Origin of the sequence: Azoarcus sp. L1K30, assembly GCF_018122735.1 — a bacterium.
Taxonomy (GTDB): Bacteria; Pseudomonadota; Gammaproteobacteria; order Burkholderiales; family Rhodocyclaceae; genus Parazoarcus.
Genome location: NZ_JAGRRD010000001.1, coordinates 138,083 through 163,341 on the forward strand (window position 1 = coordinate 138,083; position 25,259 = coordinate 163,341).

At 63.4% G+C, this 25,259-nt stretch carries 26 protein-coding genes; 13 read left to right on the forward strand and 13 right to left on the reverse strand.

Annotated elements, in window-relative coordinates; all coding sequences use genetic code 11:
* Positions 1-945 (forward strand): alpha-E domain-containing protein, encoded by a 945-nt coding sequence (locus J5J83_RS00600; RefSeq protein WP_212343990.1) that lies wholly within the window; start codon positions 1-3, stop codon positions 943-945.
* Between the two features lie 92 nt (positions 946-1,037).
* Here J5J83_RS00600 and rsgA read toward each other — a convergent pair whose 3' ends face one another.
* Genes rsgA through J5J83_RS00615 form a run of 3 tightly spaced genes read right to left on the reverse strand, consistent with a single transcriptional unit; the run spans position 1,038 to position 3,564 of the window.
* Positions 1,038-1,964 (reverse strand): ribosome small subunit-dependent GTPase A, encoded by a 927-nt coding sequence (rsgA, locus tag J5J83_RS00605; protein WP_212343991.1) that lies wholly within the window; start codon positions 1,962-1,964, stop codon positions 1,038-1,040.
* A complete protein-coding gene (locus tag J5J83_RS00610; protein WP_212343992.1) occupies positions 1,961-2,278 on the reverse strand; it encodes a cytochrome c in 318 nt (105 codons plus the stop codon). The genes rsgA and J5J83_RS00610 overlap by 4 nt, the downstream gene beginning before the upstream one ends.
* Positions 2,279-2,319: 41 nt before the next feature.
* The gene (locus J5J83_RS00615; protein ID WP_212343993.1) at positions 2,320-3,564 is read right to left on the reverse strand and encodes a M48 family metallopeptidase; all 1,245 of its coding nucleotides are present in this window, start codon (positions 3,562-3,564) and stop codon (positions 2,320-2,322) included.
* A gap of 111 nt (positions 3,565-3,675) precedes the next feature.
* On the opposite strand from J5J83_RS00615, the gene orn reads away from it, so the two are divergent.
* Positions 3,676-4,230 (forward strand): oligoribonuclease, encoded by a 555-nt coding sequence (gene orn / locus J5J83_RS00620; RefSeq protein ID WP_212343994.1) that lies wholly within the window; start codon positions 3,676-3,678, stop codon positions 4,228-4,230.
* Positions 4,231-4,463: 233 nt separating this feature from the next.
* Here orn and J5J83_RS00625 read toward each other — a convergent pair whose 3' ends face one another.
* Both J5J83_RS00625 and rpmE read right to left on the reverse strand, forming a co-directional pair.
* On the reverse strand, positions 4,464-6,113 hold the full coding sequence (locus J5J83_RS00625) for a hypothetical protein (protein ID WP_212343995.1): 1,650 nt from the start codon (positions 6,111-6,113) through the stop codon (positions 4,464-4,466).
* Between the two features lie 201 nt (positions 6,114-6,314).
* Entirely contained in the window at positions 6,315-6,533 is a 219-nt protein-coding gene (rpmE, locus tag J5J83_RS00630) for a 50S ribosomal protein L31 (protein ID WP_212343996.1), read from the reverse strand.
* 148 nt (positions 6,534-6,681) lie between these two features.
* Between rpmE and J5J83_RS00635 the strand changes: the two genes are divergently transcribed.
* The 4 genes from J5J83_RS00635 (at position 6,682) to J5J83_RS00650 (ending at position 9,746) form a co-directional block, all read left to right on the forward strand.
* Positions 6,682-7,662, forward strand: a complete 981-nt coding sequence (locus tag J5J83_RS00635) for a tRNA-dihydrouridine synthase (protein WP_212352686.1) — start codon at positions 6,682-6,684, stop codon at positions 7,660-7,662.
* Between the two features lie 15 nt (positions 7,663-7,677).
* Positions 7,678-8,346: a methyltransferase domain-containing protein gene (locus J5J83_RS00640; RefSeq protein ID WP_212343998.1), complete on the forward strand. Its 669-nt coding sequence runs from the start codon at positions 7,678-7,680 to the stop codon at positions 8,344-8,346.
* A gap of 65 nt (positions 8,347-8,411) precedes the next feature.
* A complete protein-coding gene (locus tag J5J83_RS00645) occupies positions 8,412-9,134 on the forward strand; it encodes a YecA family protein (protein WP_249115571.1) in 723 nt (240 codons plus the stop codon).
* Between the two features lie 213 nt (positions 9,135-9,347).
* Positions 9,348-9,746 (forward strand): YkgJ family cysteine cluster protein, encoded by a 399-nt coding sequence (locus J5J83_RS00650; RefSeq protein WP_212352690.1) that lies wholly within the window; start codon positions 9,348-9,350, stop codon positions 9,744-9,746.
* A 55-nt stretch (positions 9,747-9,801) separates the two neighbouring features.
* Here J5J83_RS00650 and J5J83_RS00655 read toward each other — a convergent pair whose 3' ends face one another.
* On the reverse strand, positions 9,802-10,674 hold the full coding sequence (locus tag J5J83_RS00655) for a DUF4922 domain-containing protein (protein WP_212344003.1): 873 nt from the start codon (positions 10,672-10,674) through the stop codon (positions 9,802-9,804).
* A 103-nt stretch (positions 10,675-10,777) separates the two neighbouring features.
* Here J5J83_RS00655 and J5J83_RS00660 point away from each other — a divergent pair, with 103 nt between their 5' ends.
* Complete coding sequence (locus J5J83_RS00660) at positions 10,778-10,996, forward strand: RNA-binding S4 domain-containing protein (RefSeq protein WP_212344005.1); 219 nt, start codon at positions 10,778-10,780, stop codon at positions 10,994-10,996.
* Between the two features lie 16 nt (positions 10,997-11,012).
* On the opposite strand, the gene J5J83_RS00665 is transcribed toward J5J83_RS00660, so the two are convergent.
* The 3 genes from J5J83_RS00665 to J5J83_RS00675 are packed head-to-tail and all read right to left on the reverse strand — an operon-like array spanning position 11,013 to position 13,602.
* Positions 11,013-12,764 (reverse strand): NAD-binding protein, encoded by a 1,752-nt coding sequence (locus J5J83_RS00665; RefSeq protein ID WP_212344007.1) that lies wholly within the window; start codon positions 12,762-12,764, stop codon positions 11,013-11,015.
* On the reverse strand, positions 12,764-13,147 hold the full coding sequence (locus J5J83_RS00670) for a DUF6394 family protein (protein ID WP_212344009.1): 384 nt from the start codon (positions 13,145-13,147) through the stop codon (positions 12,764-12,766). The genes J5J83_RS00665 and J5J83_RS00670 overlap by 1 nt, the downstream gene beginning before the upstream one ends.
* Before the next feature lie 41 nt (positions 13,148-13,188).
* Complete coding sequence (locus J5J83_RS00675) at positions 13,189-13,602, reverse strand: YchJ family metal-binding protein (protein WP_212344011.1); 414 nt, start codon at positions 13,600-13,602, stop codon at positions 13,189-13,191.
* A gap of 491 nt (positions 13,603-14,093) precedes the next feature.
* Between J5J83_RS00675 and acnB the strand changes: the two genes are divergently transcribed.
* Positions 14,094-16,682, forward strand: coding sequence for a bifunctional aconitate hydratase 2/2-methylisocitrate dehydratase (acnB, locus tag J5J83_RS00680; protein ID WP_212344013.1), 2,589 nt, complete (start codon positions 14,094-14,096; stop codon positions 16,680-16,682).
* A 171-nt stretch (positions 16,683-16,853) separates the two neighbouring features.
* Here the strand turns inward: acnB and J5J83_RS00685 are convergent, their stop codons facing one another.
* The 3 genes from J5J83_RS00685 to J5J83_RS00695 form a co-directional block, all read right to left on the reverse strand.
* Positions 16,854-18,359 (reverse strand): amidase, encoded by a 1,506-nt coding sequence (locus J5J83_RS00685; protein ID WP_212344015.1) that lies wholly within the window; start codon positions 18,357-18,359, stop codon positions 16,854-16,856.
* Positions 18,356-18,856, reverse strand: coding sequence for a DUF2867 domain-containing protein (locus tag J5J83_RS00690; protein ID WP_212344017.1), 501 nt, complete (start codon positions 18,854-18,856; stop codon positions 18,356-18,358). The genes J5J83_RS00685 and J5J83_RS00690 overlap by 4 nt, the downstream gene beginning before the upstream one ends.
* 77 nt (positions 18,857-18,933) lie before the next feature.
* Positions 18,934-19,734: an AraC family transcriptional regulator gene (locus J5J83_RS00695; RefSeq protein WP_212344018.1), complete on the reverse strand. Its 801-nt coding sequence runs from the start codon at positions 19,732-19,734 to the stop codon at positions 18,934-18,936.
* Positions 19,735-19,805: 71 nt separating this feature from the next.
* Between J5J83_RS00695 and J5J83_RS00700 the strand changes: the two genes are divergently transcribed.
* Positions 19,806-20,024 carry a hypothetical protein gene (locus J5J83_RS00700; protein ID WP_212344021.1) on the forward strand — a complete coding sequence of 73 codons (219 nt, stop codon included), beginning with the start codon at positions 19,806-19,808 and terminating at the stop codon, positions 20,022-20,024.
* A 15-nt stretch (positions 20,025-20,039) separates the two neighbouring features.
* Here J5J83_RS00700 and trpB read toward each other — a convergent pair whose 3' ends face one another.
* Positions 20,040-21,242 carry a tryptophan synthase subunit beta gene (gene trpB, locus J5J83_RS00705; protein WP_349251848.1) on the reverse strand — a complete coding sequence of 401 codons (1,203 nt, stop codon included), beginning with the start codon at positions 21,240-21,242 and terminating at the stop codon, positions 20,040-20,042.
* Positions 21,243-21,729: 487 nt separating this feature from the next.
* On the opposite strand from trpB, the gene J5J83_RS00710 reads away from it, so the two are divergent.
* The 4 genes from J5J83_RS00710 to J5J83_RS00725 all read left to right on the forward strand — a co-directional run bounded on the left by J5J83_RS00710 (position 21,730) and on the right by J5J83_RS00725 (position 25,249).
* On the forward strand, positions 21,730-22,218 hold the full coding sequence (locus J5J83_RS00710; protein WP_212344023.1) for a cytochrome C: 489 nt from the start codon (positions 21,730-21,732) through the stop codon (positions 22,216-22,218).
* Between the two features lie 106 nt (positions 22,219-22,324).
* Entirely contained in the window at positions 22,325-22,822 is a 498-nt protein-coding gene (locus J5J83_RS00715; RefSeq protein ID WP_212344030.1) for a hypothetical protein, read from the forward strand.
* A complete protein-coding gene (locus J5J83_RS00720) occupies positions 22,819-24,165 on the forward strand; it encodes a GAF domain-containing protein (RefSeq protein WP_212344032.1) in 1,347 nt (448 codons plus the stop codon). The genes J5J83_RS00715 and J5J83_RS00720 overlap by 4 nt, the downstream gene beginning before the upstream one ends.
* Before the next feature lie 121 nt (positions 24,166-24,286).
* Complete coding sequence (locus J5J83_RS00725) at positions 24,287-25,249, forward strand: thiamine pyrophosphate-dependent dehydrogenase E1 component subunit alpha (protein WP_212344034.1); 963 nt, start codon at positions 24,287-24,289, stop codon at positions 25,247-25,249.
* The last annotated feature ends 10 nt before the right edge of the window (positions 25,250-25,259 follow it).

Below are 25,259 nucleotides of genomic sequence, written 5' to 3' on the forward strand. Positions count from 1 at the left end.
ATGCTGAGCCGTACTGCTGATCACCTTTACTGGATGGCCCGCTACATGGAGCGGGCAGAGAATATCGCGCGGATGCTGGATGTGAACCATCGGATGTCGATGATGCCGCAGTCGCAGATTCAGGAGGACCAGGCGTGGGGGGCGACCTTGCGCATCATGGGGCTCGAGGGGGCGTTCCACGAGCGTTTTGCCGACATCACGCCGGACAACGTCCTCGAGTTCATGATTTTCGACGACACCAATCCGTCGAGCATCCGTAACTGCCTGCGTGCAGCACGCGAAAACGGTCATGCGGTGCGGGGCACCCTGACCTCGGAGCTGTGGGAAACCACCAATGCCACCTGGCTGCGGATGCGTGATTTCTCACGCGAGCAATTCTTCGACGTCGGGGCGGGCGAGTTCTTCGAATGGGTGAAATATCGCTCCCACCTCTCGCGCGGCGTGACCATCGGCACGATGTTGCAGGACGAGTCGTTGCGCTTCATCCGCATCGGGACCTTCCTCGAGCGCGCTGACAACACGGCCCGGATTCTCGATGTGAAATACCAGATCCTGCTGCCGGCGGGAGAGGCCGAGGGTGGCGCTGCGGACTACTATCAGTGGAGTGCGCTGCTGCGCTCGGTGTCGGCATTCGAGGTCTACCGCAAGGTCTATCGCGACCTGATCACCCCGGCACGGGTGGCCGAACTGTTGCTGCTGCGTGCCGACATGCCGCGTTCCCTGGCGCGCTGCATGAAAGAGGTCTATGCAAACCTGCAGGGTGTGAGCAACGCGCAGTCGGCCGAAACCGAGCGTCAGGCTGGCGAACTCGAGGCGCAATTGCGCTTCGGTCGCATCGAGGACATCGTGCGCGGTGGGCTGCACAGCTATACGATGCGCCTGCTCGATCGTGTGCAGTCTCTGGGTAACCGGATTGCCGATGACTTCCTGGTGCCGGTGTCCTGAGGACGTCGGTAAGGGCCTGCCGGGGCGGGAGGATTCGGTTCTTCTCTTCTCGCGCATCGTTCAAGCTTTGCGTGCACGGCTGGCTGCCAGTACTACCAGCCGGGATTGGCTTGCTTGGCTGCCGTAATTTCCTGCCGGATGATGCGATAGTGCTCGAAGCGGCGCGGGTTGATCGCGCCCGCTGCGAGTGCGCCGAGCAGTGCGCAGTCGGGCTCGGCTTCGTGGCGACAGTCGCGGAACCGGCACTTGCCGAGCCAGGGGCGGAATTCGATGAAACACTCGGCAAGTTCGTCCGGCTCGAGATGCGCCAGGCCAAAAGCCTGCAGGCCAGGGCTGTCGATCAGCCAGCCATCCCCGAGCGGATAGAGTCGAGCGAAGGTGGTCGTGTGCTTGCCGGTATCGAGCGCGGTGGAGATCTCGCGCGTGGCTGCTTCCGCCTCCGGTACCAGTGCGTTGGTCAGCGTCGACTTGCCCATGCCGGACTGGCCGACAAGAATGCTGCGGTGTCCCGAGAGGGCATTGCTGAGGCTTGTGGCACCGTCGAGCGCCGACACCTCGAGCACCTGGTAACCGAGCGCGGCAAAGGGCGCAAGCTGGCTGCGCGCTGATTCGAGTCGGTCCTTGAGGTCGGCCTTGTTCAGCACGATCAGGGGGGTGATGTCCTGGCTCTCGGCCGCAGCGATGCAGCGCGAAATCAGCAGATCGGAAAAGCCGGGTTCGGTCGCGACGACAATGCCGATATGACTCAGGTTGGCCGCGATCAGCTTTTCGCGAAAGGCGTCGGAGCGCCACAGCAGGTTATGGCGGGGGTGAAGGTGCTCGATGACGCCCTGCGCTTCTCCGGCCGGTGCAATGTCTACGGCGTCTCCGCACGCATAACTGCTGCGTTTGCCGCGGGGGTAACAGCGCAGGCGCCCGTCTTTTGTGTCGACCTCGTAGTGTCGTCCGAAAGCGGCAACGACGGTGCCGGTAGTCTGTATCTGGCCGTGCTTGCGGCTCCCTGCGCTGCGACGATTCACTTGAACTTGTAGTAATGCTTGTTCAGATAGCCGGCAATATTCATTTCATCTTCCGGGAAAAGGTCGAGATTGAGCATGGTAGTGCATGACGTGATCTGCTGGCTCAGTGCGCTCGGGCTGTTGACCTTGCGGTCTACGCGGATATAGATGTCCGAGCCGTCCTTGCCGCCGTATTTCTGTTCGTGACAGGCAATGCAGTACTTCTGGTGATGCTTTTCGCCGGCCACGATGTCCGCGTCCGGAAACGCGGTAGCCGCGGCAGGCAGACTCAGAAGCGCGAGCACGCCGATGGCGATCAGTCGATGATGGTACATGTCATCCTCCTCGTTGTGCGCTGCGGCGACGGGCGGGTGCTTCAGGTCTGCAAGCGGGTGATGCGAACGGCCGCGGGCGGGTGCGAATCAAAGAAGCCCGAGTAGACGGGATCGGGCGTCAAGGTCGACGCGTTGTCACGGTAGAGCTTGACCAGGGCGCTGACAAGGTCACTGGCCCTGGCGTGGCGGGCAGCATAGGCGTCGGCCTCGAATTCGTGCCGGCGCGACCACAGGCTCATCAGCGGCGTCAGTACGAAGGTGAACCACGGCAGGACGAGGAAGAACAATGCGAGTCCCTCTGCGGTTCCGGGGCGCGAGACCCCGAGGCCAACGAAGAACGCCTGCTGCGGCAGCAGCCAGCCGAGCAGTGCGAAAAGCGCGAGGCTGCCCGGCGCGAGCACCAGCAGGCGCTTGACGATGTGCTTGTGGTGGAAGTGCCCGAGTTCGTGGGCGAGGACGGCTTCCACTTCCCGGGCATTGAGCTTGTCGAGCAGCGTGTCGAAGAACACGATGCGCTTGGACGCCCCGAATCCGGTGAAATAGGCGTTGCCGTGAGCGGAACGGCGCGAACCGTCCATGACGAACAGACCCTTGGCGCGAAATCCACAACGCTCGAGCAGGGCTTCGACGCGCTGCTTGAGCTGTTCGTCGGCGAGCGGGCTGAAGCGGTTGAACAGCGGCGCGATGAAGGTCGGCCAGATCAGCAGTACGAGCAGATTGAACCCCAGCCACACTGCCCACACCCACAGCCACCATAGCGTGCCCATTGCGCCCATGAGCCACAGCACGCCGGCCAGCAGCGGCAGGCCGATGAGCGCTGCGAGTACCGTCTGCTTGACGGTGTCGGACAGAAAGAGGCCCGGGGTCATGCGGTTGAAGCCGTAGCGTTTTTCCAGTACGAAGGTGCGGTACAGCGCGAACGGCAGGTCGACGATCCAGCCCACGATACCGAGCGCGGCCAGCAGTGCAACGCCGTGAGCGAGCGAGCCGTGCTCGAACGCTGCGGTGCATAGCGTGCTGATCGCCTGCAGCACACCGCCCAGTGTGAGCGTCACGACGAGCAGCGCTGAAACTGCCAGCTCCACCAGGCTCAGGCGCATGCGGTCGGCCGTGTAGTCGGCCGCGCGCTGATGGGCATCGAGTCCGATGCTGTCGGCGAACGCCGCTGGTACCGTGCCGCGACGGGCACGCACGTGCCGGATCTGGCGCACCATTAGCGTGGTCTTGACGATGAGGGTTGCGCCAAGGGCGACGCAGAAAAGGACGGTGATCAAGTCTGGTTGCATGCGGGCGTGCCAGCGGGAAGGGAACTGCGATTGTGTGACACAATTGCGGGCCCGATTGTTTCATCTTGCCGTTGCGGCCAGGCCGCCCGGCGCACGAAAGGCTCAAGGATTATGGCACAGGACCCGAATCACCTGATATGGCTGGACATGGAAATGACCGGCCTGGAACCCGACACCGACCGTATCATCGAGATCGCGGTGGTGATCACCGACAGCAATCTCAATACGGTTGCCGAGGCGCCCGTCATCGTGGTGCATCAGCCTGACAGCGTGCTCGATGCGATGGACGACTGGAACAAGAACACCCACGGAAAATCGGGACTGATCGACCGGGTACGTGCATCAGCCGTGTCGGAGGCCGAAGCCGAGGCCCGCATGCTGGCGTTCGTGCAGGAATGGACGCCGTCGAGATCGTCGCCGATGTGCGGCAACTCGATCGGCCAGGACCGTCGTTTTCTGGTGCGCTACATGCCCCAGTTCGAAGCCTGGTTCCACTATCGCAATCTCGACGTCTCGACCCTCAAGGAGTTGGCCAAGCGCTGGAATCCCGACGTGTACAAGGGGGTGAAGAAGGCGGGCGCGCACACCGCGCTGGCCGACATCCAGGAGTCAATCGGCGAATTGCGCCACTACCGGGACAACTTCCTGCGCGTGAGTGCTTATTAACCCGGCAACGAAAAAAGTCATTGTCGGCACCTGGTTCCTCCCCCCCATTTATATTCAGGAAAAGGGAAGGAGCCAGCTAATCTGGTTCGGGTGGGTAGTTTCTTGCTCCCTCCCCTTCAAGGGGAGGGCTGGGGTGGGGATGGGTTTCGAGGCTCGCAACAAAACCCCCATCCTGTCCTTCCCCTTCAAGGGGAGGGAGCGACCGTGCTGAATTCCAGCATTCATCATCTCATTCATTCGCTGTCCGAGCGGATATCGAGGCGGAACATCTCGGTCTGTTTGCCCCCCCCGCGGTGGAAGGTCCAGATCGTGTGCCAGCCTGGGGCTGGTTTGTCGTCGCCGGGCTTGCGGAACGTATAGGTCAGCAGCAGGCGGCACGGGGTGGTGCCGTCGCGGGTGAAGGTCGGACGGATGCCGGCGTAGTAGTCGAGCGCGCTGCGCGCGGAGTCGGGCATCCCCGTGCTCGCGATGCACTCCGCCTGGTGCGGCGCGAGGGCACGTTGCAGCGAGTCGATGGCCGGGCGGTAGCTGCGGCCGTAGTCGAACCAGGGCATCAACAGCGTGACGGTGAGGCACCACAGCATTGTCATGCCCATCGCCCAGTTTGCTGTTGCCCGGGTCGTCGTGCGTGGCAGGCGCCACACCAGCACGACCCAAATGGTACAGATCAGGAGACCGACTGCCGGCCGCAGGATGCTGTCGGCATGACTGAAGGCGGGGGTCAGGCGCGCGATGTGACGGGCAAGTCCGGGCGGCCAGGCAAAGGCCTGCGCCGTCCAGGCGATCCAGATCAGGACGGCGAACACCGCGAAAGTCATGACTCCGAACCAGTCGAATGCGTTGGCCGCGCCGCGTCTCAGGTGCGGGACGCCGCCGGCGGCCAGCAGCGCCACCGGCGGCAGCAGGGGCAGTAGCGCGACGGGGGAGAGGTCGCCCTTTGCCATGACGATAGTCAGCGCGAGCAGTGCCGACAGCAGCGGAAGCAGCCAGCGCAACTCGAGCAGGTGGCGCCGTGCCCGCCACAATGCCCAAAGGGAAATCGGCCATAACGGCCACATGAACCAGCTCAGCAATTCCGCAAGACGGGGCAGTTCGCCGGCGCTGATGACGTCGCCGGTAAGTGCATTCCACTCGTTGCGCAGCCACAGCGCGAACAATTCAGGCTCGGTCAGCTGGATGCTCAGCGGCCACAGTGCACCGAGTATCGTCGCCACCGACAGACCCGCGAGCAGACCACCGCTGGCTCTGGGGTTGCGGCAGTCCGGAGAGGTGGTCATGACCAGCAGAAACAGTGGCAGCGTGAGCAAGGCGCCGCTCAGTCCGCCGGCCAGCATCGCCAGCGCACTGCCCAGGCCGGCCTGGAGGCTGCCGCCTACCGGTTGAGCGGGAACGCGCGCGAGACCGTTGATGACGAGGGCGACCATGGCCATCAATGCAAGCATGGGCTGGGTTTCGTGGGCGTGCACCACCAGGCCGAGGCAGCCCAGCGTCAGCAGCGCAGCGGGCGTACGCGCCGGGCGGCCGTAGAGGCGCTCCGACGCACGCGCAATCCAGTACACCGCCATCGCGGTAAATGCAACGCTCGCCAGTCGCGCGCCGTCGTGTACAGGCAGCACCGTGGCGGTCAATTTTGCCAGCAGTGCAGAGAGCCAGAAGTAGAGGGGCGGAAAGTCCGGGAAGGGAAGACCCGCAATGGCCGGAAACAGCAGGCCTTCTCCCTGAAGCATGGAGAATACCGGGCCGAAGTAGCGGGCGTCGTCACCGCGCCAGGGCTCATGGCCGGTGAGGCCGGTCAGCAGGTAGAGTCCGACCAGCAGGGTCAGACCTGCGGTACCGTATATGCGGCGTTGCAGCAGGGAGGGGGCGAGAGGGTCGCGGGGCATTCGCGCTCGATGGCGGTAACAAATGGGCGGACCTGGGCCGCAAGGTGTGCATTGTATCGGGCTCGCGCACCGCTTGCATTGTGCATGACGGGTCGGGACGACACCGACCGCCGAGCACAAACAAAAAAGGCAGCCGAGGCTGCCTTTTCATGGTGCGCTTGCGCGCACGTTGTTGCGCTATCGTGGCTTGCCGGTCGCAGCTCAGCTCGCGCGCTGTACGTTGCCGTACTTTTGGCGGAAGCGCTCGACACGACCCGCGGTATCGACGATCTTCTGCTTGCCGGTGTAGAACGGATGACACGCAGCGCACACTTCAACGTGCAGTTGCGGCTTGCCGAGGGTCGAACGGGTGACGAACGTGTTGCCGCAGGAGCAGGTCACGTCGACGTCTTTGTAGTTGGGATGGATTTCCGCTTTCATGTCAGTTCCTGAGTACGGCGGGTGGCGGTTGTGACCACCCTAAATTGAAAACACGCAATTATCCTCGACTATTGAGTGCATGGCAAGTACGGAGTGGGCTGCCTTCGTTTACAATGCCCGGCTGACCCACTGCAAGAAGAGAATCATTTTGCGCCTGCTGCTCGCGCCGATGGAAGGTCTGCTGGACGATGTGCTGCGCGCCGTATTGAGCCGTATCGGCGGCTACGACTGTGCGGTGAGCGAATTTGCCCGGGTGTCGGGTTCGGTATTGCCCCACCGCTGCTTCCGCCGCATCGTGCCCGAGCTCGACCACGGTAGCCGTGCGGTTGGCGGAATGCCTGTGCGGGTACAGTTGCTGGGCTCCGATCCGGCGGCAATGGCGGAAAACGCCGCGCAACTGGCGATGCTCGCCCCGGCTGCTGTGGATCTGAATTTCGGTTGTCCCGCGCCCACGGTGAACCGTCATCGTGGCGGCGCAATCCTGCTCGACGAACCCGAATTGCTGCACCGGATCGCGCATGCGGTGCGCAGCGCGCTGCCGGGAGACATGTTGCTGACGGCCAAGATGCGACTGGGGGTGGCGGACAAGGGGCGGGCGCTCGAGTGTGCGCAGGCCCTGGCCGGTGGCGGCGCATCCGAGATCGTGGTGCATGCGCGCACCAAGCTCGAAGGCTATCGACCGCCGGCGCACTGGGAGTGGGTGGGGCGTATCGCCGATGTGGTGTCGGTACCGGTCGTGGCCAATGGCGAGGTGTGGACGGTTGAAGACTGGCAGCGCTGCCGGGCGGTGTCGGGCGCGGCTGACGTGATGCTAGGACGCGGGGCTGTGACCGACCCCTTTCTTGCACGCCGCATCCGCGACGGACAGGGCGACGACGAGGCTGTTCGTGCTGCCGAGTGGTCCCGGCTCGAACCGCTGATTGCCGAGTTTCGCGATCGGGTGGTGGCCAAGGTGGCCGCACATCACGCCCCGGGGCGGATCAAGCAGTGGCTGAACATGTTGCGCCGCCGCTATGTGGAGGCCGAAGCGCTCTACCAGTCGATCCGGCCGCTGAAGACCCTGACCGAGATCGATCGCGTACTGCTGGCGCTGCGGATTCTTCCCGAGCCGGTTCGCCTGGCAGCCTGACCTCGAGAGACGTAATTGAGCTACGCAAATTCGACCATTCCGGTCAGTGCCCAGCAGGGTGTCCACGACAGGTTGACGGAGCGTGTGGCGCGTCACCTCGCCGAGCCCTTCCTCAAGCCGATTGCCGACTACAACCGCGAGGCCTATGTCGCCAGCCTGGCAGGCTGGGATCGACGCGCGCCATTGATTCTCGATGCCGGGTGCGGTGTCGGACACAGCACCATCCAGCTCGCGCGCACTTATCCCGATCATTGGGTCATTGGCATCGATCAGTCGCAGGATCGCCTGTCGCGACGCAAGCCGTATCCGGACGCCCTGTTGCCGAAGAACATGGTGTTTGCGCGCGCGGACCTGGTGGATTACTGGCGCTTGATGTACGCCGACGGTCTGCGGCTGGCGCGCCACTACATCCTGTATCCGAACCCGTGGCCCAAGATTGGCCACCTGTCGCGGCGCTGGCATGCGCACCCGGTGTTTCCCTTCATTCCGAAGCTCGGCGGTGTGCTCGAGTGCCGCAGCAACTGGCAGGTCTACATCGAAGAGTTCGCGGTGGCGCTGGGGCAGGTGCTGACGCGTACGGTGACGTGGGAGACCTTCGAGGCGGTGGTGCCGCTGACACCTTTCGAACGCAAGTACCGCGATTCCGGTCAGACACTGTATCGTCTGGTGACTGAAGTCGACTGAACCACGGGCAGCACGGATTGCTGTCTCGGCAGACATCGCCGCCTCGCCTATCCTGGAGATCAATGATGAGTAACGATTCGGGCAACCTGCTGTTGATGTCTGACGAAGCGTTCGAAGCGCTCGAAGAAATGCTGACGTCGGACGTCGTCCCCGAAGATTGCATGAACCTCGAGATGCTCGACGGTTTTCTTGCCGGGGTGCTGATTTCCCCTCAGCCGATTCCGGTGGAGCGCTGGCTGCCGGCGGTGTGGTCCGCGCACGAAGACAGCATGAGCTTTGGTGCCGGCAAGGGGGTGCAGAAGGCAATCCGCCTGGTCCTGGCCTATCACAACGAGATGATTACGACGCTCGGACTCGATGACGACGACGAGCATTGCTGGGAGCCCTTCTGTTTTGCCATCACCGAGGCCGACACGATCAAGCTCGGCGAAGAGTGGATGGAGGGCTTCACCCAGGGCCTGGAAGCGTGGCGCAAGGACTGGCGCGAAGGTCTGGCCGAAGATGTCGTCGAAGCGGTGCAGGAAACCCTGAATACGGTTCTGGCGCCGTGGCAGGATGAGGCTGCCGGTGTCGCAGACGACGAAACCCGTCTTGGCTGGCTGTCCGCCGCAGGTGAGGCCGTCAATGACATTTTCTCGCATTGGCGCGACATGGCGTTGCCGGCGCCGCAGCCTCTCTCTGCCGAAGCGCCGGCGGCGCCGGCTGCGGCCGAACCCGGACGCAACGATGCCTGCCCATGCGGAAGTGGAAAGAAATACAAGAAGTGTTGCGGTGCGCTCAATAGTTGAGCAAGTGCCAACGCGCCGGTGCGAAACATTGGTCCAAAATATATTTTCAAGGTGTTGAAATAAAAGAATAAATACTTGTTGCGCAGTGTCGGTTGAAGATTAGAATTCGCGCGCCGGATCGATGTGGCGACCGTCTTCAGTAAGCCGATGTGCCAGGTCGATGCGGAAACGGTCCCATCCGGGAGCGTTGAATTCGTCATCGACTGGTGCGCAATGGACGCTTTCAATCCTTGTCTCGACTGCGGCATCTGCTGCACGCATTTCCGAATTTCGTTCTACTGGGGTGAGGCTGATGATGCGCCTGGCGGATTCGTGCCCGCCGCGATGACCGAGAAGCTCAACGCTTTCATGCGTTGCATGAAGGGTAGCAACGACGTGAATCGGCGTTGTTCGGCGCTGCAGGGCACGCTCGGGCAGCAGGTGTCATGCTCGATCTATGAGAACCGGCCAACGCCTTGCCGCGAGTTTCCGGTTTATTTCGATGATGGCACGCCGAATCCGAAATGCGACGAACTACGGGCGAAAATCAATCTGCCGCCCTTGCCGAACCCACATCCGGGTCATGTTCAACCGGCTGCGCCAACATGCGAGGCGGATGTCTGTCCGGCTTGACCGCTGAAGGCGCCACCATTGCGGGTGGGTCTTCGAGCGCAGCGGGGCACCGGCGTCAATCGCGCTGCTGGCCGACGCGGGTCAGTAGCGCAAGTGGTCCCACGCTGCGCAATTGTTCGATCTGTTCGCGGTGACGGACGAAGAGTGATCCCGCAAATCCGAGCGCATTGACCGAGATGCCGTCGATCCGCTCCTGGCTGCGGGGAACCACGAGCAGCCAATCATGGCTCAGCAGCAGGTTGTAAGGCGGCATCGGGTCGGTGGCAACAGGCAGGCCAAGCGCTGCGCAGGCGCGAACGAAGGCGTCGCGCAGGTGCGCCCCGATCGCGCCCTGTGCCCAGTCGGATGCCGACAGGCGCACGAAGGCATGTCGCCACGGCAGCGCGGGGTTGTCGGTGGCCTCGCCGTCCGCGGCAAGGCCAGCGGTGAAGGTGTCGAAGTGGTTTCCTGCCGGCACCCATTGCAGGTGCTTGTGTGCCTGGCTGGAGCCGGCAATGGTGCCGCCGTTGTAGAAGCCCAAGCCGCCGTGTTCGCGCATGACCTGAGCCAGTGCGGCGAAGTCGGCATCATGCAGGGGCGAGGTCTGAGCTTCGAAAGCCCGCGTGATGATCAGCAGGTGACGATCGATGACAGGGTACTTGTTGAGGACCGCGAGGTGGTCCGGCCCCAGCGCGGTTACCGTCAGCGTCGGCTCGGGTGGCAGGAAGGGGTTGAAATCCGGGGTGCGGCGGGTGACCGCTTCGACCCTCGCCGCATTCTTGCGCTCGAGTGACGAGACCCAGCGCACCGAGAAGTCGAAACCGCGTTCGGTGATCGAGATCTGTTCGGTGCTGATCGGTTGCAGGGCACCGGTTTCAAGCGCACGTGCGATGCATCGGTCGGTCAGTTCGAGCAGATCGGTTTGTGGGGTGGCGGGCGGGCTGGTCATCGGTGCAGACGTTGGGAGACAATGCCCGCATTGTGACATGAGCGTCGTGCATTGAAGCGTGTGCCGCACGCGGACCATGCGACGCATCGAAGAGTGACAGGAAATGACGAAGACGTTTGCGGTGCGTGGTGACCATATCCAGCTGGATCAACTGCTCAAGGCCGCCAATCTGGTGACGTCCGGCGGCGAGGCGCATGCCGCGGTCGAGGCCGGGCTGGTGCGGGTGGATGGCCATCCCGAGAGCCGCAAGCGGGCCAAGCTGCGTGCCGGGCAGCGGGTGCACTTCAATGGCGAGGATATCGTGCTGGTGGCCGCGACCTGAGCCCACAGTCCGGTGCTCAGGGCAAGCGGCTTGGTGCGGACTTGTTCTTGCGGTGGGCCAGTTTTTCCCAGATCCAGCCGCCCGGCAGGTCCGTGCCGGTCAGGATGTAGTTGAGCGAATGCTCGTTCGTGAGATTGAGCGCGAAGCGGCTGCGCGCACCGGGTCGGCCCGCGAGAAGGAGTTCGTCTCCTGCGCGTATCGGCGTATTTGCCGCCGGAATGACCAGATCGTCATCGTCGTCGCGCACCAGGTAGAGCACTTCGCAGGCGATGTATTCGTGGCGGTTGCCGTGTGATCGCAGCAGTTGATCGATCGTGATCGTTTCGCCCCGCATCAGCCGCCGGTACAGGGCAGGGGCTCGCGACAGGTTGATGCGTTCGCTCCAGATGTCCGGGACATCCCAGCTCAGGCGCCGGGTCATGCGATCGAGCAGCCAAGCGCACCATTCGTCATCACGGCTGCGAACCTCGCCGAGAAAGGGCGCCAGCAGCGGTGTGCTGAGAATCGCCAGGCACTCGTGGGCGATGATTTCGCTGGGCAGGACGGTGATGTCGGAACCGAAGGCCTTGAACAAGGCGCGATTGGCATAGTGGTTCTGTCTCAGGATCACGAAAATGTTCCTGTTCAACTCCCGCGCGGTCACGGCAATCGACAGGTTGTCCACGTCCGAGCCGGTGCCGGCCACGATGCCGACCGCCCTGCGGATGCCGGCTTCTTCGAGCGCGGCGGCACCGGTGCCGTCTCCCTTTACCCAGCGGTGTGTGGAATCGAAAGGCGCCTGCAGGTCGATGATGGTGACCGGTACCGATTCGGCGTCCATCGCATCGACCATCAGTTTGCCAAAGCGTCCGTGTCCGCAGATGATCCACGGCCCCCGCGGCGGCTCGCGGTGCAGTTCGATCCGGGTGCCGGGCAGGCCGGTCAGCCAGCCCAGCAGCTGCCAGGCAGCGGGGGTATGGAGCGCGAGTTCCAGCGTATCGCCGAAGCGCTCGAACGGATTGATGATGTGCGGCGTGCCGAAGGAGGCCATGTTTGCCGCGGTCTCTTGCGTCTCTGCACGCGCCAGGACGGGCAGGCCCGGCGCGAGCAGGCGCGCGGCAATGGCGATGGCGAGGTTTGCGCTGTCGTCGTTGGTGAGCGCGATCACGCCCACGCAGCTAGGGTGAGTGAGGCCGGCATAGCGCAGCGTCTCCGGGTTGCTCGCATCGGCGGTGATGGTCGGTACGTCCGCCGCATAGCTTTGCAGATCGATCTCCCCGACCTTGGATTCCTCGCGCTCGATGACGACTGCGCGGTAGCCGAGGCGGTCGAGCGCATGACAGATCAGACGCCCGGTCTCGCCGTAGCCGCACACGAGATAGAAAGGTTCGCCAAGGCGCCGGACCGCGCGCACGAAACGCTGCATGGCGATGGCCTGCTGCAGGTTGCGGTCGGCGAGAATGGCGAACACCGTCCCCAGCGTGTATGCCCACCCCACGACCGAGAGGTAGATGCAGACCAGCACCCATAGGCGCTGCTGGTCGGAGAACGCATAGGGGATCTCGCCAAAGCCGATCGTCGTTGCGGTATAGCTGGCGAAATACAGCGCATGGAAGAAGCTCAGGTGATGCGGCTTGCCTTCCGCATCCACGCCTGGCGCAAGAGTCAGGCCGAGCACCGTGACCGCAACGATGGTGATCAGCAGGATCAGCGGCACCCGCAGGCGCCGCATGATCAGGAAAAAGACGCTGTGGTGCCGCGCCAGCGGTTCGAGCGGAGGGGTGATCATCAGCGGCGCTGCATGATGGTTTCCGCGATCAGGATCACGACCGATACGACGTTGGCGAACAATGCGCCGCCCGAAAGGGAGACGACTCTGGCGGTCATTTCCGGCGTGATTCCGGCGGTCGTGATGTGCGCGGCGTAGCCCCACACCATCGCCGCAGCGATCAGTTGCAGGTCTGCAACCAGACTGGTTGCAAGGTGTACCGCGCCAATCTGCGTGCGATCACCGAATTTCAGCATGGTCGCAATCAGGCTTACGACGATGGCCGCGAACAATTCGTAGATGTCGTGATGACCGGGGTCGGCGATGTCCCCCACGAAAAAGCCGAAGTTCAAGGTGGCGGCCAGCAGGATGAAAAAACCGAAGATGACTTTTTCCAGGTTCATGTTCTTCTCTTGGGCAGGGCTTCGGAAAGTGGCGTACTCGATTATAGGGGGGCTTCCGGGCGCATGTCGGTATCGTGCATGTCGCCATCGACATAGAACCAGTGCCCGTCTTCAAGGACGAAGCGGCTGGTTTCATGCAGGCGGTGGGCCCGGCCGCCGACCCGGTAGCGGGCAATGAACTCGACCTCGGCATGGGTGGCATCGATCTGCCTGTGCCGTCGTACCTCGAGGCCGATCCACTTGGGCAAGGGGGTCGTATCGAACAGCGGCGGTACGGGTCGGGTCGATACATGCCAGGTCGACAGCAGGTAGGCTTCATCGCGACGGACATAGGCGGTGTAGCGCGAACGCATCAGCGCCTCTGCGCTGGCCGGCCGGACGCCGCCATCGATCGCCGGGGCGCAGCAGCGCGATTCGGGTGTGGTGGAGCCACATGGGCAGGGAGCAGGTTTCATCGCGCATGCGCCAAGGTTTCAAGGCCCTCATTCTGCCCCATCGGGCGGCTTCCACGCACGAGGCAAGGCGATGCACCTTGCTGGCAGTCGTGCTACCGGAACCGTACACTCCGACGATCCCCGCCTGTGGGCCGATGGTGGGCACGATGCCTCGACGATGCCACTTTCCGCATGTCCGTTTGCGGTAAAGAGGCTTGCCGAGCGTGTTCGAATGTCGGTTGCGCCGCGCTGGGGCTGTCGCGCGTCGAGGGCTTGGCTGCCAAGGCTTCCGGTCACCGCGATGCGCGCGGCGGGCGGGCAAATTACGTGTCGAGGTCTATTGCCCGACGAGGCGACCGGAGTAGAATCGGGCGACGTCCAATTTGTCTTCCATAGGCGAGGGTGTTGCACTGCACCCTAAGTCTTATAAAAGACATATAATATGTTCTGAGCCGAGCGGGGGAACCCCGGTCGGAGCCCCTGCCACCGTTATAAACTGGAAGGAAGTCGCCGTGCTTGAAGCCTACCGTGCCCATGTCGCCGAGCGTGCAGCCCTCGGTATCCCGCCGCTGCCCCTGACCAAACAGCAAACCGCCGAATTGGTCGCCCTGTTGAAGAATCCGCCGGCCGGCGAAGAAGCCGCCCTGGTCGAGCTGATCACCTACCGCGTTCCGGCCGGGGTGGATGATGCAGCCAAGGTCAAGGCCGAGTTCCTCGCCAAGGTCGCCAAGGGCGAAGAAGCCTGTGCACTGATCTCGAAGGTCAAGGCCACCGAACTGCTTGGCACCATGCTGGGCGGCTACAACGTCAAGCCGCTGATCGACCTGCTGGCCGACGGCGAGTGCGGCGCCACCGCCGCTGAAGGTCTGAAGAAGACCCTGCTGGTGTTCGACTTCTTCCACGACGTCGCCGAACTGGCCAAGGCCGGCAACGCCAACGCCAAGGCCGTGATGCAATCCTGGGCTGACGCAGAGTGGTTCACCTCGCGTCCGGCCGTCCCGGCGTCGCAGAAGCTGACCGTATTCAAGGTCACCGGCGAAACCAATACCGACGACCTGTCGCCGGCGCCCGACGCCTGGTCGCGTCCGGACATCCCGCTGCACGCGCTGGCCATGCTGAAGAACCCGCGTCCGGGTATCGAGGCTGACGAGCCGGGTGCCCGCGGTCCGATCAAGCAACTGGAAAAGCTGGCTGCCAAGGGCAACCTGATCGCCTACGTCGGTGACGTGGTCGGTACCGGTTCTTCGCGCAAGTCCGCCACCAACTCGGTGCTGTGGTTCACCGGTCAAGACATTCCCTTCGTGCCGAACAAGCGTTTCGGCGGTGTCTGCCTCGGCTCCAAGATCGCGCCGATCTTCTTCAACACGATGGAAGATGCCGGCGCCCTGCCGATCGAAATCGACGCCGGTCAGATGGACATGGGCGACGAGATCGAACTGAAGGTCGACGAAGCCACCGGCAAGGTCACCGCGGTCAAGAACGGTGCCGTGATTGCTGAATCGCAGTTGAAGACCCTGGTCATCCTCGACGAAGTCCGTGCTGGTGGCCGCATCCCGCTGATCATCGGCCGCGGCCTTACCACCAAGGCGCGCGAATTCCTCGGTCTGCCGCAAAGCACCCTGTTCCGCCTGCCGCAGAACCCGGCCGACGACGGCAAGGGCTACTCGCTGGCGCAGAAGATGGTCGGCAAGGCCTGCGGCGTGGCCGGCATCCTGCCCGGCACCTACTGCGAGCCGAAGATGACCACCGTCGGTTCGCAAGACACCACGGGCCCGATGACCCGCGACGAACTCAAGGATCTGGCCTGCCTCGGTTTCTCCGCCGACCTCGTCATGCAGTCCTTCTGCCACACCGCCGCCTATCCGAAGCTGGTCGATGTGCGCACGCACCGCGAACTGCCGTCCTTCATCAGCACCCGTGGCGGCGTTTCGCTGCGTCCGGGCGACGGTGTCATCCATTCGTGGCTGAACCGCCTGCTGCTGCCCGATACCGTCGGTACTGGCGGTGACTCGCACACCCGCTTCCCGATCGGCATCTCCTTCCCGGCCGGTTCCGGTCTGGTCGCCTTTGCCGCCGCCACCGGCGTCATGCCGCTGGACATGCCGGAATCGGTGCTGGTCCGCTTCAAGGGCAAGATGCAGGATGGTATTACCCTGCGCGACCTGGTCAACGCCATTCCGTACTACGCCATCAAGCAGGGCCTGCTGACTGTCGAGAAGAAGGGCAAGAAGAACGTCTTCTCCGGCCGCATCCTCGAAATCGAAGGCCTGCCGGATCTGAAGGTCGAGCAAGCCTTCGAACTGTCCGACGCCGCCGCCGAGCGTTCCGCCGCCGCTTGCGCGATCGCCCTGAACAAGGAGCCGATCGTCGAGTACATGCGTTCGAACATCACGCTGATGAAGTGGATGATCGCCGAAGGCTACCAGGATGCCCGCACGCTGAAGCGCCGCATCAACGCCATGGAAGAGTGGATCGCCAATGGCACGCTGCTCAAGGCCGATGCCAACGCCCAGTACGCCGCCGTCATCGAAATCGATCTGGCCGAAGTCACCGAGCCGATCCTGGCATGCCCGAACGATCCGGATGACGTCAAGCTGCTGTCCGAAGTCGCCGGCGACAAGATCGACGAAGTCTTCATCGGCTCGTGCATGACCAACATCGGCCACTTCCGTGCCGCCGGCAAGGTGCTCGAAGGCAAGTCGGACATCCCGACCCGTCTGTGGATCGCCCCGCCGACCAAGATGGATGCGCTGATCCTGACCGAAGAAGGCTACTACGGCGTGCTCGGCAAGTCCGGCGCCCGTATGGAAATGCCGGGCTGCTCGCTGTGCATGGGTAACCAGGCGCAGATCCGCAAGGGCTCGACGGCGATCTCCACCTCCACCCGAAACTTCCCGAACCGTCTCGGCATCGACACCCGCGTCTACCTGGGCTCCGCCGAATTGGCCGCGATGTGCGCCCTGGCCGGCCGCATCGTCACGGTGCCGGAGTACATGGAGCAGATCAAGCTGGTCAACGCCAAGGCCGCCGAAGTCTATCGCTACATGAACTTCGATCAGATTGCGGAGTTCGTGGAGCAGGCGGCTACGGTCGAGATGTAATTCGCGAGATCGGCGCTTTTCACGCGTCGGATGCAGTCAAGAGCCCCCGCCGGGAAACCGGCGGGGGCTTTTTTGCAGATGAACAAGCGCTATGTAAGAGTCGTACTCTTATTCAGCTCAGGACAGTTTGGCCATAGTCTGATATCTGTTGTTGAAGCCAAAAGCTGATCTTTAGCCGGCTATTGCTGAGGCCTGTTCCGTGTAGCCTCGTCCCGCAAGCGGTGGTCGTGGACTGTAGCCCAAGCATTCTTCGAATATCCGGCAGTGCTGCAAGAGCTGGTCTTCCTGCCAGCGCCGACCGACCACCTGGATGCCGACAGGAAGGTCATCGACAACGCTGACCGGTAAGGCGACCACCGGGCTGCCCGTCAGCGAGAACGGCGCAGTCAGGCTGATCGTTGCCTCGATATAGGAGAGCGGCTGGTCGTCGATCAGTAGGCTCGGCGGCGGGCGGAATCTGGACAGGGGGAAAGCGGGGTTGGCGACTGTCGGTGCCGTCGGGCAGAGCCAGACATCCCACTGGCCGAGAAAGTCTTCGAGCGCCTCGATCAGTTGTTCGCGCCTGACCAGTGCCGCGTTGTATTGGCCGGGTAGGGCATTCACGCCGCCGATAAAGGCCCGGCCCAGTATCTGCCGGCGGGGTAGAAAAGCGCTGCCGAGAAGGAAGTACAGCCGTTGCAGGGTCGGCAGGCCGCGGCCGATTTCGCTGCCAGCCAGCGTGCCGAAAGCCTGCCAGGCTTCTTCGACAGCGAATCTGTCGGGAGCGCATCGTTCGACCCAGTGCCCGGCCGCTTGCAGTTTGCTCACGGCTTGTTGCAGGCCCTGGCGGGTGCGCCGACACAGCGGCGTGCCGGCGAAATCGTCCGACCAGGCGATGCGCAGTGGTCTTTCGACGGGCGGCAACGCCAGACCGGCTGGAATGGGTGGCACCTCGCAGTCCTCTCCGTCGGGCCCGGCAATCAGAGGAAAACCGAGCTGGAGGTCGGCGACCCGCCGGCCGAGCAGGCCGAAAGACAGTAGGTGACGTACCGTGCGCGGCCGGCCCGGTAGCTGTGGAATGTGGCCGCTACGCGGAATGCGGTTTTCGGTCGCCTTCAAACCCGTTACACCGCAGTAAGCGGCAGGAATGCGGATCGAGCCAGCGATGTCGCTGCCCGCTTCGAGCAGCGAAAAGCCCATGGCGATGGCGGCAGCAGCGCCACCTGAACTGCCACCCGGCGTTCGTGCCAAATCCCAGGGATTGCGTGTCGGGCCGAACAGCGGGCTCCAGCATTGCGGATCGCCAGCCAGCTCCGATAAATTGCTCTTGCCGAGCAACACGGCGCCAGCTGCCTTGAGGCGGGCAACGACGGTCGCATCGCGGGTTGGCCGGTAATCGGCAAGGGGTGGAAAACTGCTGGTGGTGCGCAGTCCCTGCGTCGCGAAAGCATCCTTGATGCTGATCGGAATGCCGAGCAGAGGCTGCTCTTTCGGTCTGCCGGATTGCCTGATGACGGCATCGGCTGCTTCGGCCACCCGCCGGGCTCCGGCCAGGTCGAGGGTGACCAGGGCGTTGAGCGCCGGATTGTGCTGGGTAATCTGTTGCGTGCAGGCATTGAACAGATCGACGGCGCTCAGGCGACCGGCAGCGATTTCCTCGGCGGCGCGGCTGGCGCTCAGCGTATCGAGGAGATTCATGGTGTGGCACCGTTGTTGATGATCCTGACCATCCGCCTGGCCATGACGCTCGAGATGAGGTGGTGAAAGGGCAGAACGATGGCCAGGTAAAGCCAGCCGACGGCGTTATGCGGGCGGACCAGGGTACTGACTCGCAGTTGCCCGCTGGCGCAGAACAATGAAACGCGAAAATCGAGGTGCCGGTCGTCTTCGCCGAGAATGGCTTCGCCGGGCGCCAGGTGCAGGATACGAAAAACGCCGAGTTGTTGGCTGACCCGGAACGGCGCTTGTGGCACGCCTTGACGCGGGCCGGTGGTTTTCAGGCCGAAGACGCCGACAATTTGGTCGCGCGCCCGCATCAGGCTGTCGGCCCAAGCGGGCGTGGCGGCCAGGAAGGTGGCAATCAGTTCATCGCTACCGACTGTCTGGCGCAGCACCGGGTGGCATTTGCTGTCGCCGTAGGGATATTCCTCCTGTTCGGCGGCGAGGGCGGACGAGGCGGGGAGTTTGACGGGCATGGGGACACGATTCCGTGGGACATGCGGCCAATTTACCGGCCGGACAATGCCCCGGTCTTGTACCGAAACGACATCGTTCAACTGGCCGTCGTGCCAAACAAATGGGAAACCTGCTGCGAACTCAGGCGGTAAGGCCACAGGGCGGGATCATTCCCGGCCAGTTGCCGGCCGAGCATGGCCGGGGTGTAACCGGTGTAGCGGCGAAGATCGCGGCTCAGGTGGGCCTGGTCGAAATAGCCTGCACTGGTCGCGATGTCGGCCCAGGCGGCGAACCGGCGACGGCCGAAGACCAGGTCGACGAGCATGCGGCTACAGCGGGCCTGCTGGCGAAAAGCGCGCAGACTCTGGCCGTAGCTTTGGTTGAAACGCCGTTCGAACTGGCGCGAGCTGAGCGCGAAGGCGTCGGCGATGTCGGTGAGTGGGCGAAACAGCCAGTCTTGGGGGACGACCAGGTCGGCGGTGCGTTGCGCCTGCATGGCCAGCAAGGCTTGAAGAAAACTTTCGCAGTGCGCGACCCGGCTTGTTGTCGATGCGCTGGCTGCCAGTTTCTCGCTTAACTCAGCGAGCATTGGCCGTGGCAGTAGATCGATCTGGGGAACGAACTCTTCAATGACGGACGAGGCTGAGAAACCGAATAATCGCGGTAATTGCCCGGGTAGCACCGAGGCAAGCAGGATTTGCGTACCCGGCGTGGCGCTGGCGCGACGCGTGCCGCTGGTGGCGCCGCTCAGGCCAAACTGGGGGAGGTGTTGCTCGTGGCCGTTGGGCAGTTCTCGCCGGATTTCTCCATTCAGGACGAACACCAGCATCGGCTGCAATGTCGCTGGCAAGAGGTAAGGGCCACCGGGCAGCGTGCAGACCAACAGATTGCCGATCAAGCCGGAAAGCGGTGGTTGAATGGGGAAAAGTACATTGGGCATATGCGGATTGTATTGCCTCGGAGCGCTTCGTGCTGCTCCGCTTCGAGGGCAAGATGCAGGATGGCATCACGCTGCGCGACCTGGTCAACGCCATTCCGCACCATGCCATCAAGGCCGGCCTGCTGACGGTCGACAAGAAGGACAAGAAGAACGTCTTCTCCGGGCGCATCCCGGAAATCGAAGGCCTGCTGGACCTTCAGGTCCAGCAGGCCTTCGAACTGTCATTGCGGCAGGAGGCGGGTTCCTGACGCCGCCTTCCGGTCTTACAGGCCCAAGCGTGCGGCCACGTAGTCCGCGTCCTTGTCGCCACGGCCGGACAGGTTCACGAGAATCGTCTTGTCCGGATCGAGCGTGGGCGCGGTGCGCATGGCCCAGGCGACGGCGTGGGCGCTCTCGAGTGCGGGGATGATGCCTTCGACCCGCGACAGGGTCATGTAGGCGTCGAGGCACTCGTCGTCGGTGGCGGTGTCGTACTGCACCCGGCCCAGGTCCTTGAGATACGAATGCTGGGGGCCGATGCCCGGGTAGTCGAGGCCGGAGGCGATGGAGTGCACCGGCAGCGGTTCGCCGGCGTCGTCCTCGAGCACATAGCATTTCATGCCATGGATCTGGCCGGGCTTGCCCTTGCTCAGGGTGGCGGCATGGTCGGGGGTGTCCAGCCCCTTGCCGGCCGGTTCGACGCCCACGATCTTCACCGAATGGTCTTCGAGGAAGGCGGTGAACAGACCCATGGCATTGGAGCCGCCGCCGACGCAGGCGGTGATGACGTCAGGCAGCCTGCCGGTCCTGGCAAGGAACTGTTCGCGCGCTTCGCGGCCGATGATGCTCTGGAAGTCGCGCACCATCTTCGGGAAGGGGTGGGGGCCGACGACCGAGCCGATGGCGTAGATGGAGCCCTCCGGGTCCTTGAGGTATTCCTCGAAGGCGCTGTCGACCGCGTCCTTGAGCGTGGCAGTGCCGCGCGTGACCGACACCACCTTGCAGCCGAGAATCTTCATCTTGGTGACATTGGGGTGTTCCTTCTCGATGTCCACCTGGCCCATGTGGATCTCGCAGGGGATGCCCACCAGCGCGCAGGCGGTGGCCAGCGCCACGCCGTGCTGGCCGGCGCCGGTCTCGGCCAGCACCTTCTTCTTGCCCATGTACTTGGCCAGCAGCGCTTCGCCCAGACAGTGGTTGATCTTGTGCGCGCCGGTGTGGTTGAGGTCTTCGCGTTTGAGGTAGATGCGCGCGCCGCCCAGTTGCTCGCTGAGCCGGCGGGCCAGGTAGATCGGGCTGGGGCGGCCGACATAGTCGGCATACAGCATCGTCAGCTCGGTCTGAAATTCACGTTGGTGGCGTATCTCTTCATAGGCACGATCGATGTCGTCCATGATCCGTTTGAGTTCCGGCGGCACGATCTGGCCGCCGTAGTTGCCGAAATAGCCGTCCTGGGTGGGCATGGGGGCAAATTCAAAGGGCTTCACGATTTCTCCTCTGGTAATGGACCGCGGCGAGTCTAACAGCGCTTCGCGCCGCGTTTTCAGATGCAGGTCAAGGAAGTGTGCATACGGCTTGCGCACGCCGCCGGCGTGCATCGGGGCAGGATGAAGGAGCGGCTCGCTCACCCGGATGGGACCGGCCGGAGCCGGAACAGCGTGCCCGAGAGCCGGAGCAGGTCGAGCGCCTGGGTTGCAGAACCCCCAAGAACGGTCCTCTGGCGTTCATCCCAGTCCGGCCTTTTCGGGTTCCAGTCTCTCAGACTCCAGAGGGGGGCGGCGCCTTCCTGAAAGTGCTTGATTTCGCGGGTTATCAGCTCGCTTAGCGAATTCTTAGCATTCTCAGGACTGGAATTTAGTGAACCGGCTATCGCCAGGAAGGCAGACTTTGCCCTGTCCCCGCCACGATGCATCGACGGTAGCGATCGGGGATCGTTCGGGAAATCAGCATTCGAAATACCTTGAGGAGACCTTGATGTCCAAGTTGTCGATGTTGTGCGCTGCTGCGTCCTTGCTTGCCACGCCACTTTTCGCTCATGCCGGAGACGCCGCCACGAAGGAGGGCGCCTCGGCGGCGCGGGGCCGCTATCTCGTGCAGATTTCTGGCTGCAATGACTGCCATACGCCTGGCTATGCGAGCGGTGGTGGCATGGTTGCACAGGAACAATGGCTCACCGGAGATCGGCTTGGCTGGCATGGGCCCTGGGGCACGACCTATCCGACAAACTTGCGGCGCTATTTCGCGCGCGTGTCGGAGACTGACTGGCTCAAGGCCGCGCGCGCGGGCAAGTACCGTCCGCCCATGCCGGCACCCAGCCTGCGCGACATGTCCGATAACGATCTGCGCTCGATCTATCGTTTCGTGCATTCTCTGGGCGCGGCAGGTGAGGAGGCTCCGTCCTACGTTGCACCGGGTCAGGCACCTGCCGGTCCGGTGGTACTGTTTCCAATGCCGCCGGGTTGATTTTCGCGTGTCTTGCGGCGGGCTATTGGCGAGGCATGAGCCGGTGTAATTCGGGGCATGTGAATCTGCTGTAAGTGGCGTAAAAGCTGGCTATCATTCCAGCACGATGCCACTGAATGCCCCACCTGTTCTCGATCTTGACAACGCTCGGTTCATCACCGGCGCGGTGTCGATCAATGTTGCCGCCTGTCGGTCGGGCGGCTTTCCGGCGCTTGTCCGTGGGTTGGGTTGCCGATTGTCAGCCGATCGCAGTACGGTCACGTTGCTCCTTCGGGAGTCTGCAGCGGCTGAAGTCCTCGAGGCGGTGCGGCGCAACGGCCTGATTGCTGCGGTGTTCAGCGATCCGCCGACGCACCGTACCTTGCAGCTCAAGGGCGTCGATGCCATGGTGCTGAGGCCGGAGGCGGGTGATGTCGAACTGGCCGCGCACTATTGCGATCAGTTTGCTGCGGTGCTGCTACCTTTCGGGCACGAGGTGCCGATGGTGCGCGCAGTGCTCGCCTGCCGCCCGGATGATCTGGCGACCGTCCGCTTTACGCCGTCTTCTGCATTCTCGCAGACCCCGGGGCCGCAGGCCGGTGAACCCCTGGCGGGGGCGAGATGAGCATCAAGCTCGACGCGATCCGCGAGTGCCTCGAAGGCGTCGTGCCGGGCAATATCGCCACCTGTGCCGCTGACGGCACGCCGAACGTGGCCTATCTGTCTCAGGTGCAGTATGTCGATAGCGAGCATGTTGCGCTGTCATACCAGTTCTTCAACACCACCCGGCGCAATATCCTGGCCTCGCCCTATGCCCGGGTGTCGGTGATCGATCCGCACACCGGGGCCCAGTACCGCCTCAGCCTGCGCTATCTGCGCACCGAGGACAGCGGCCCCCTGTTCGAGAACATGAAAGCCCGCCTCGCAGGTATTGCCTCGCACACCGGGATGAGCGGCGTGTTCCATCTGCTAGGATCGGATATCTATCACGTCCTCGATATCGAACAGGTGGCGGGCGAACCGCTGCCTTCGCCACCGCCGCGGCGCAATCTGCTGGCGGCATTGCGTGCCTGCACCCGCAGCCTGTGTGCGGCTGCGGATCTGGATGACCTGCTCGCGCGCCTGCTCGACGGTCTCGAAATTTACTTCGGCATCGGGCATGCAATGGTGCTGATGCTGGATGAGGCTGGCGGTCATCTATTTACGCTTGCCAGCAGAGGCTATGCGGTGTCCGGCGTGGGGTCGGAGATCGCACTCGGCAGCGGAGTGATCGGGGTGGCGGCGCGCGAGCGCACGCCGATCCGCATCGGTCACTTCACGGCCGAGTACAGCTATGGCCGCGCGATCCGCAACAGCCTCGAGCAACGCGGTATCGCTGGCATCGAGACCGAGATTCCCCTGCCCGGACTGGCCGCGTCTTGCAGCCAGTTGGCGGTGCCGATTCTGGCCTGCGAGCGGCTGATTGGCATGTTGTATGTCGAGAGCGAGCAGGATCTGCGCTTCAGCTACGATGACGAGGATGCGCTGGTGACGCTTGCCGGGCATCTCGGTGCCGGCATTCGCCTGCTGCAGCAACTGGATGTTCATGATGACGTCGCCATTGCCGATGTGGTGCCGCCCCCTGTGAGCGGTGCGCCGGTGCTGGTGGCGCACTATGCCGAGAATGACAGCGTGTTTCTGGATGGCGACTACCTTATCAAGGGGGTGGCGGGGGCCATCTTCCGGGTGCTGGTGAGCGACTATGTGAATAAGGGACAGATCCGCTTTTCCAATCGCGAACTGCGCCTGGACAAGCGCATCCGGCTTCCCGATCTTGCCGACAATCTCGAGGCGCGGCTGATCCTGCTTGCGCGCAGGCTGATCGAGCGCGACGCGCCAGTGCGAATCGAAAAGTGCGGCCGCGGTCGATTCACCCTCAAAGTCAGCCGCGAACTGGTGCTCTCCGAGCGCGGCGGCAGCCGAAGCTAAAAGTTTCCTCGCGATTTCCTAAGTGTTTGCTAAGCGAATTCCCGCATGCGGTCCGCGTGGATAGAGTGCGCCTCAGCGCGTCGGCATCAAGGCCGGCGATGCACTCTATCTGGAGGATGGCATGGGCATCAGACGATATGAAGGGCGGCCTGACGAATTGCTGCAGGCGATGCTGTTGATTCGACACTATGAGGAGCGCACGGCGGCATTGCAGGCGGAGTCCGGTGTGCCAGGCACCTGCACGGCGGTGGGGCAGGAGGCCGCCGCCGTTGGTGTGGTGTCCGCGCTGGACGAGCATGACCTGATCCTGACCAATCATCGCAGCGCCGGCCACCTGCTGGCGCGGGGCGCCGATCCTGGGCGGATGCTGGCCGAGGTGATGGGGCGGCGCGGGGGCTATTGCGGGGGCAAGAGCGGGTCGCTGCACATCTCCGCAAAGGAACTCGGCGTGGTGCTGACCTCGACCATCGTTGGTGGGGAGCTCGCGCTGGCGACCGGGGTGGGGTTGTCGCAGAAGATGCTGCGGCGCCAGGGGGTCGTCGTCTGCTTCTTTGGCGACGGCGCCGCCTGCGAAGGTCGCTTTCACGAATCGCTCAATCTCGCTGCAGTATGGCAACTGCCGATTCTCTACGTGTGCGAGAACAACCAGTGGCAGGCATTCGTTCATCGGCGTGAAACCATGGTCAATGACAGCATCGCCGCCTTTGCGGCTCCGCATGGTATCGACAGCGCGGCGGTGGATGGCAATGACGTGATGGCCGTGCGGGCGGTCGCCACCGAGGCGCTCGATGCCATTCGCGTCAGCGGCCGACCTTTCCTGCTCGAAACCCGAACCTATCGTTTGCGCGGCCATTTCGAACCCGACGACCAGAGCTATGTCGATCCCGCGGAGCTGGCGTCCTGGCGCCAGCGCGATCCCTTGCCCCGCCTGCAGGCGCGCATGCTCGAATCGGGCCAGGTCACCGCTGCCGGGCTCACCGACATGGATGCGGATGCACGGCGACAGATCGATACCGCAGTGGCCTTCGCGGTCGATTCGCCGTTTCCGGATGCAGACGCACTGCTGACCGACGTTTACGCTTGAGGAAGGAAAA

Coding starts and splice junctions, on each gene's coding strand:
- J5J83_RS00600 (WP_212343990.1), top strand. CDS start 1: ATGCTGAGCCGTACTGCTGATCACCTTTACTGGATGGCCCGCTACATG.
- J5J83_RS00610 (WP_212343992.1), bottom strand. CDS start 2,278: ATGTACCATCATCGACTGATCGCCATCGGCGTGCTCGCGCTTCTGAGT.
- J5J83_RS00615 (WP_212343993.1), bottom strand. CDS start 3,564: ATGCAACCAGACTTGATCACCGTCCTTTTCTGCGTCGCCCTTGGCGCA.
- orn (WP_212343994.1), top strand. CDS start 3,676: ATGGCACAGGACCCGAATCACCTGATATGGCTGGACATGGAAATGACC.
- J5J83_RS00625 (WP_212343995.1), bottom strand. CDS start 6,113: ATGCCCCGCGACCCTCTCGCCCCCTCCCTGCTGCAACGCCGCATATAC.
- rpmE (WP_212343996.1), bottom strand. CDS start 6,533: ATGAAAGCGGAAATCCATCCCAACTACAAAGACGTCGACGTGACCTGC.
- J5J83_RS00645 (WP_249115571.1), top strand. CDS start 8,412: ATGAGTAACGATTCGGGCAACCTGCTGTTGATGTCTGACGAAGCGTTC.
- J5J83_RS00650 (WP_212352690.1), top strand. CDS start 9,348: ATGGACGCTTTCAATCCTTGTCTCGACTGCGGCATCTGCTGCACGCAT.
- J5J83_RS00655 (WP_212344003.1), bottom strand. CDS start 10,674: ATGACCAGCCCGCCCGCCACCCCACAAACCGATCTGCTCGAACTGACC.
- J5J83_RS00660 (WP_212344005.1), top strand. CDS start 10,778: ATGACGAAGACGTTTGCGGTGCGTGGTGACCATATCCAGCTGGATCAA.
- J5J83_RS00665 (WP_212344007.1), bottom strand. CDS start 12,764: ATGATCACCCCTCCGCTCGAACCGCTGGCGCGGCACCACAGCGTCTTT.
- J5J83_RS00670 (WP_212344009.1), bottom strand. CDS start 13,147: ATGAACCTGGAAAAAGTCATCTTCGGTTTTTTCATCCTGCTGGCCGCC.
- J5J83_RS00675 (WP_212344011.1), bottom strand. CDS start 13,602: ATGAAACCTGCTCCCTGCCCATGTGGCTCCACCACACCCGAATCGCGC.
- J5J83_RS00685 (WP_212344015.1), bottom strand. CDS start 18,359: ATGAATCTCCTCGATACGCTGAGCGCCAGCCGCGCCGCCGAGGAAATC.
- J5J83_RS00690 (WP_212344017.1), bottom strand. CDS start 18,856: ATGCCCGTCAAACTCCCCGCCTCGTCCGCCCTCGCCGCCGAACAGGAG.
- J5J83_RS00710 (WP_212344023.1), top strand. CDS start 21,730: ATGTCCAAGTTGTCGATGTTGTGCGCTGCTGCGTCCTTGCTTGCCACG.
- J5J83_RS00715 (WP_212344030.1), top strand. CDS start 22,325: ATGCCACTGAATGCCCCACCTGTTCTCGATCTTGACAACGCTCGGTTC.
- J5J83_RS00720 (WP_212344032.1), top strand. CDS start 22,819: ATGAGCATCAAGCTCGACGCGATCCGCGAGTGCCTCGAAGGCGTCGTG.
- J5J83_RS00725 (WP_212344034.1), top strand. CDS start 24,287: ATGGGCATCAGACGATATGAAGGGCGGCCTGACGAATTGCTGCAGGCG.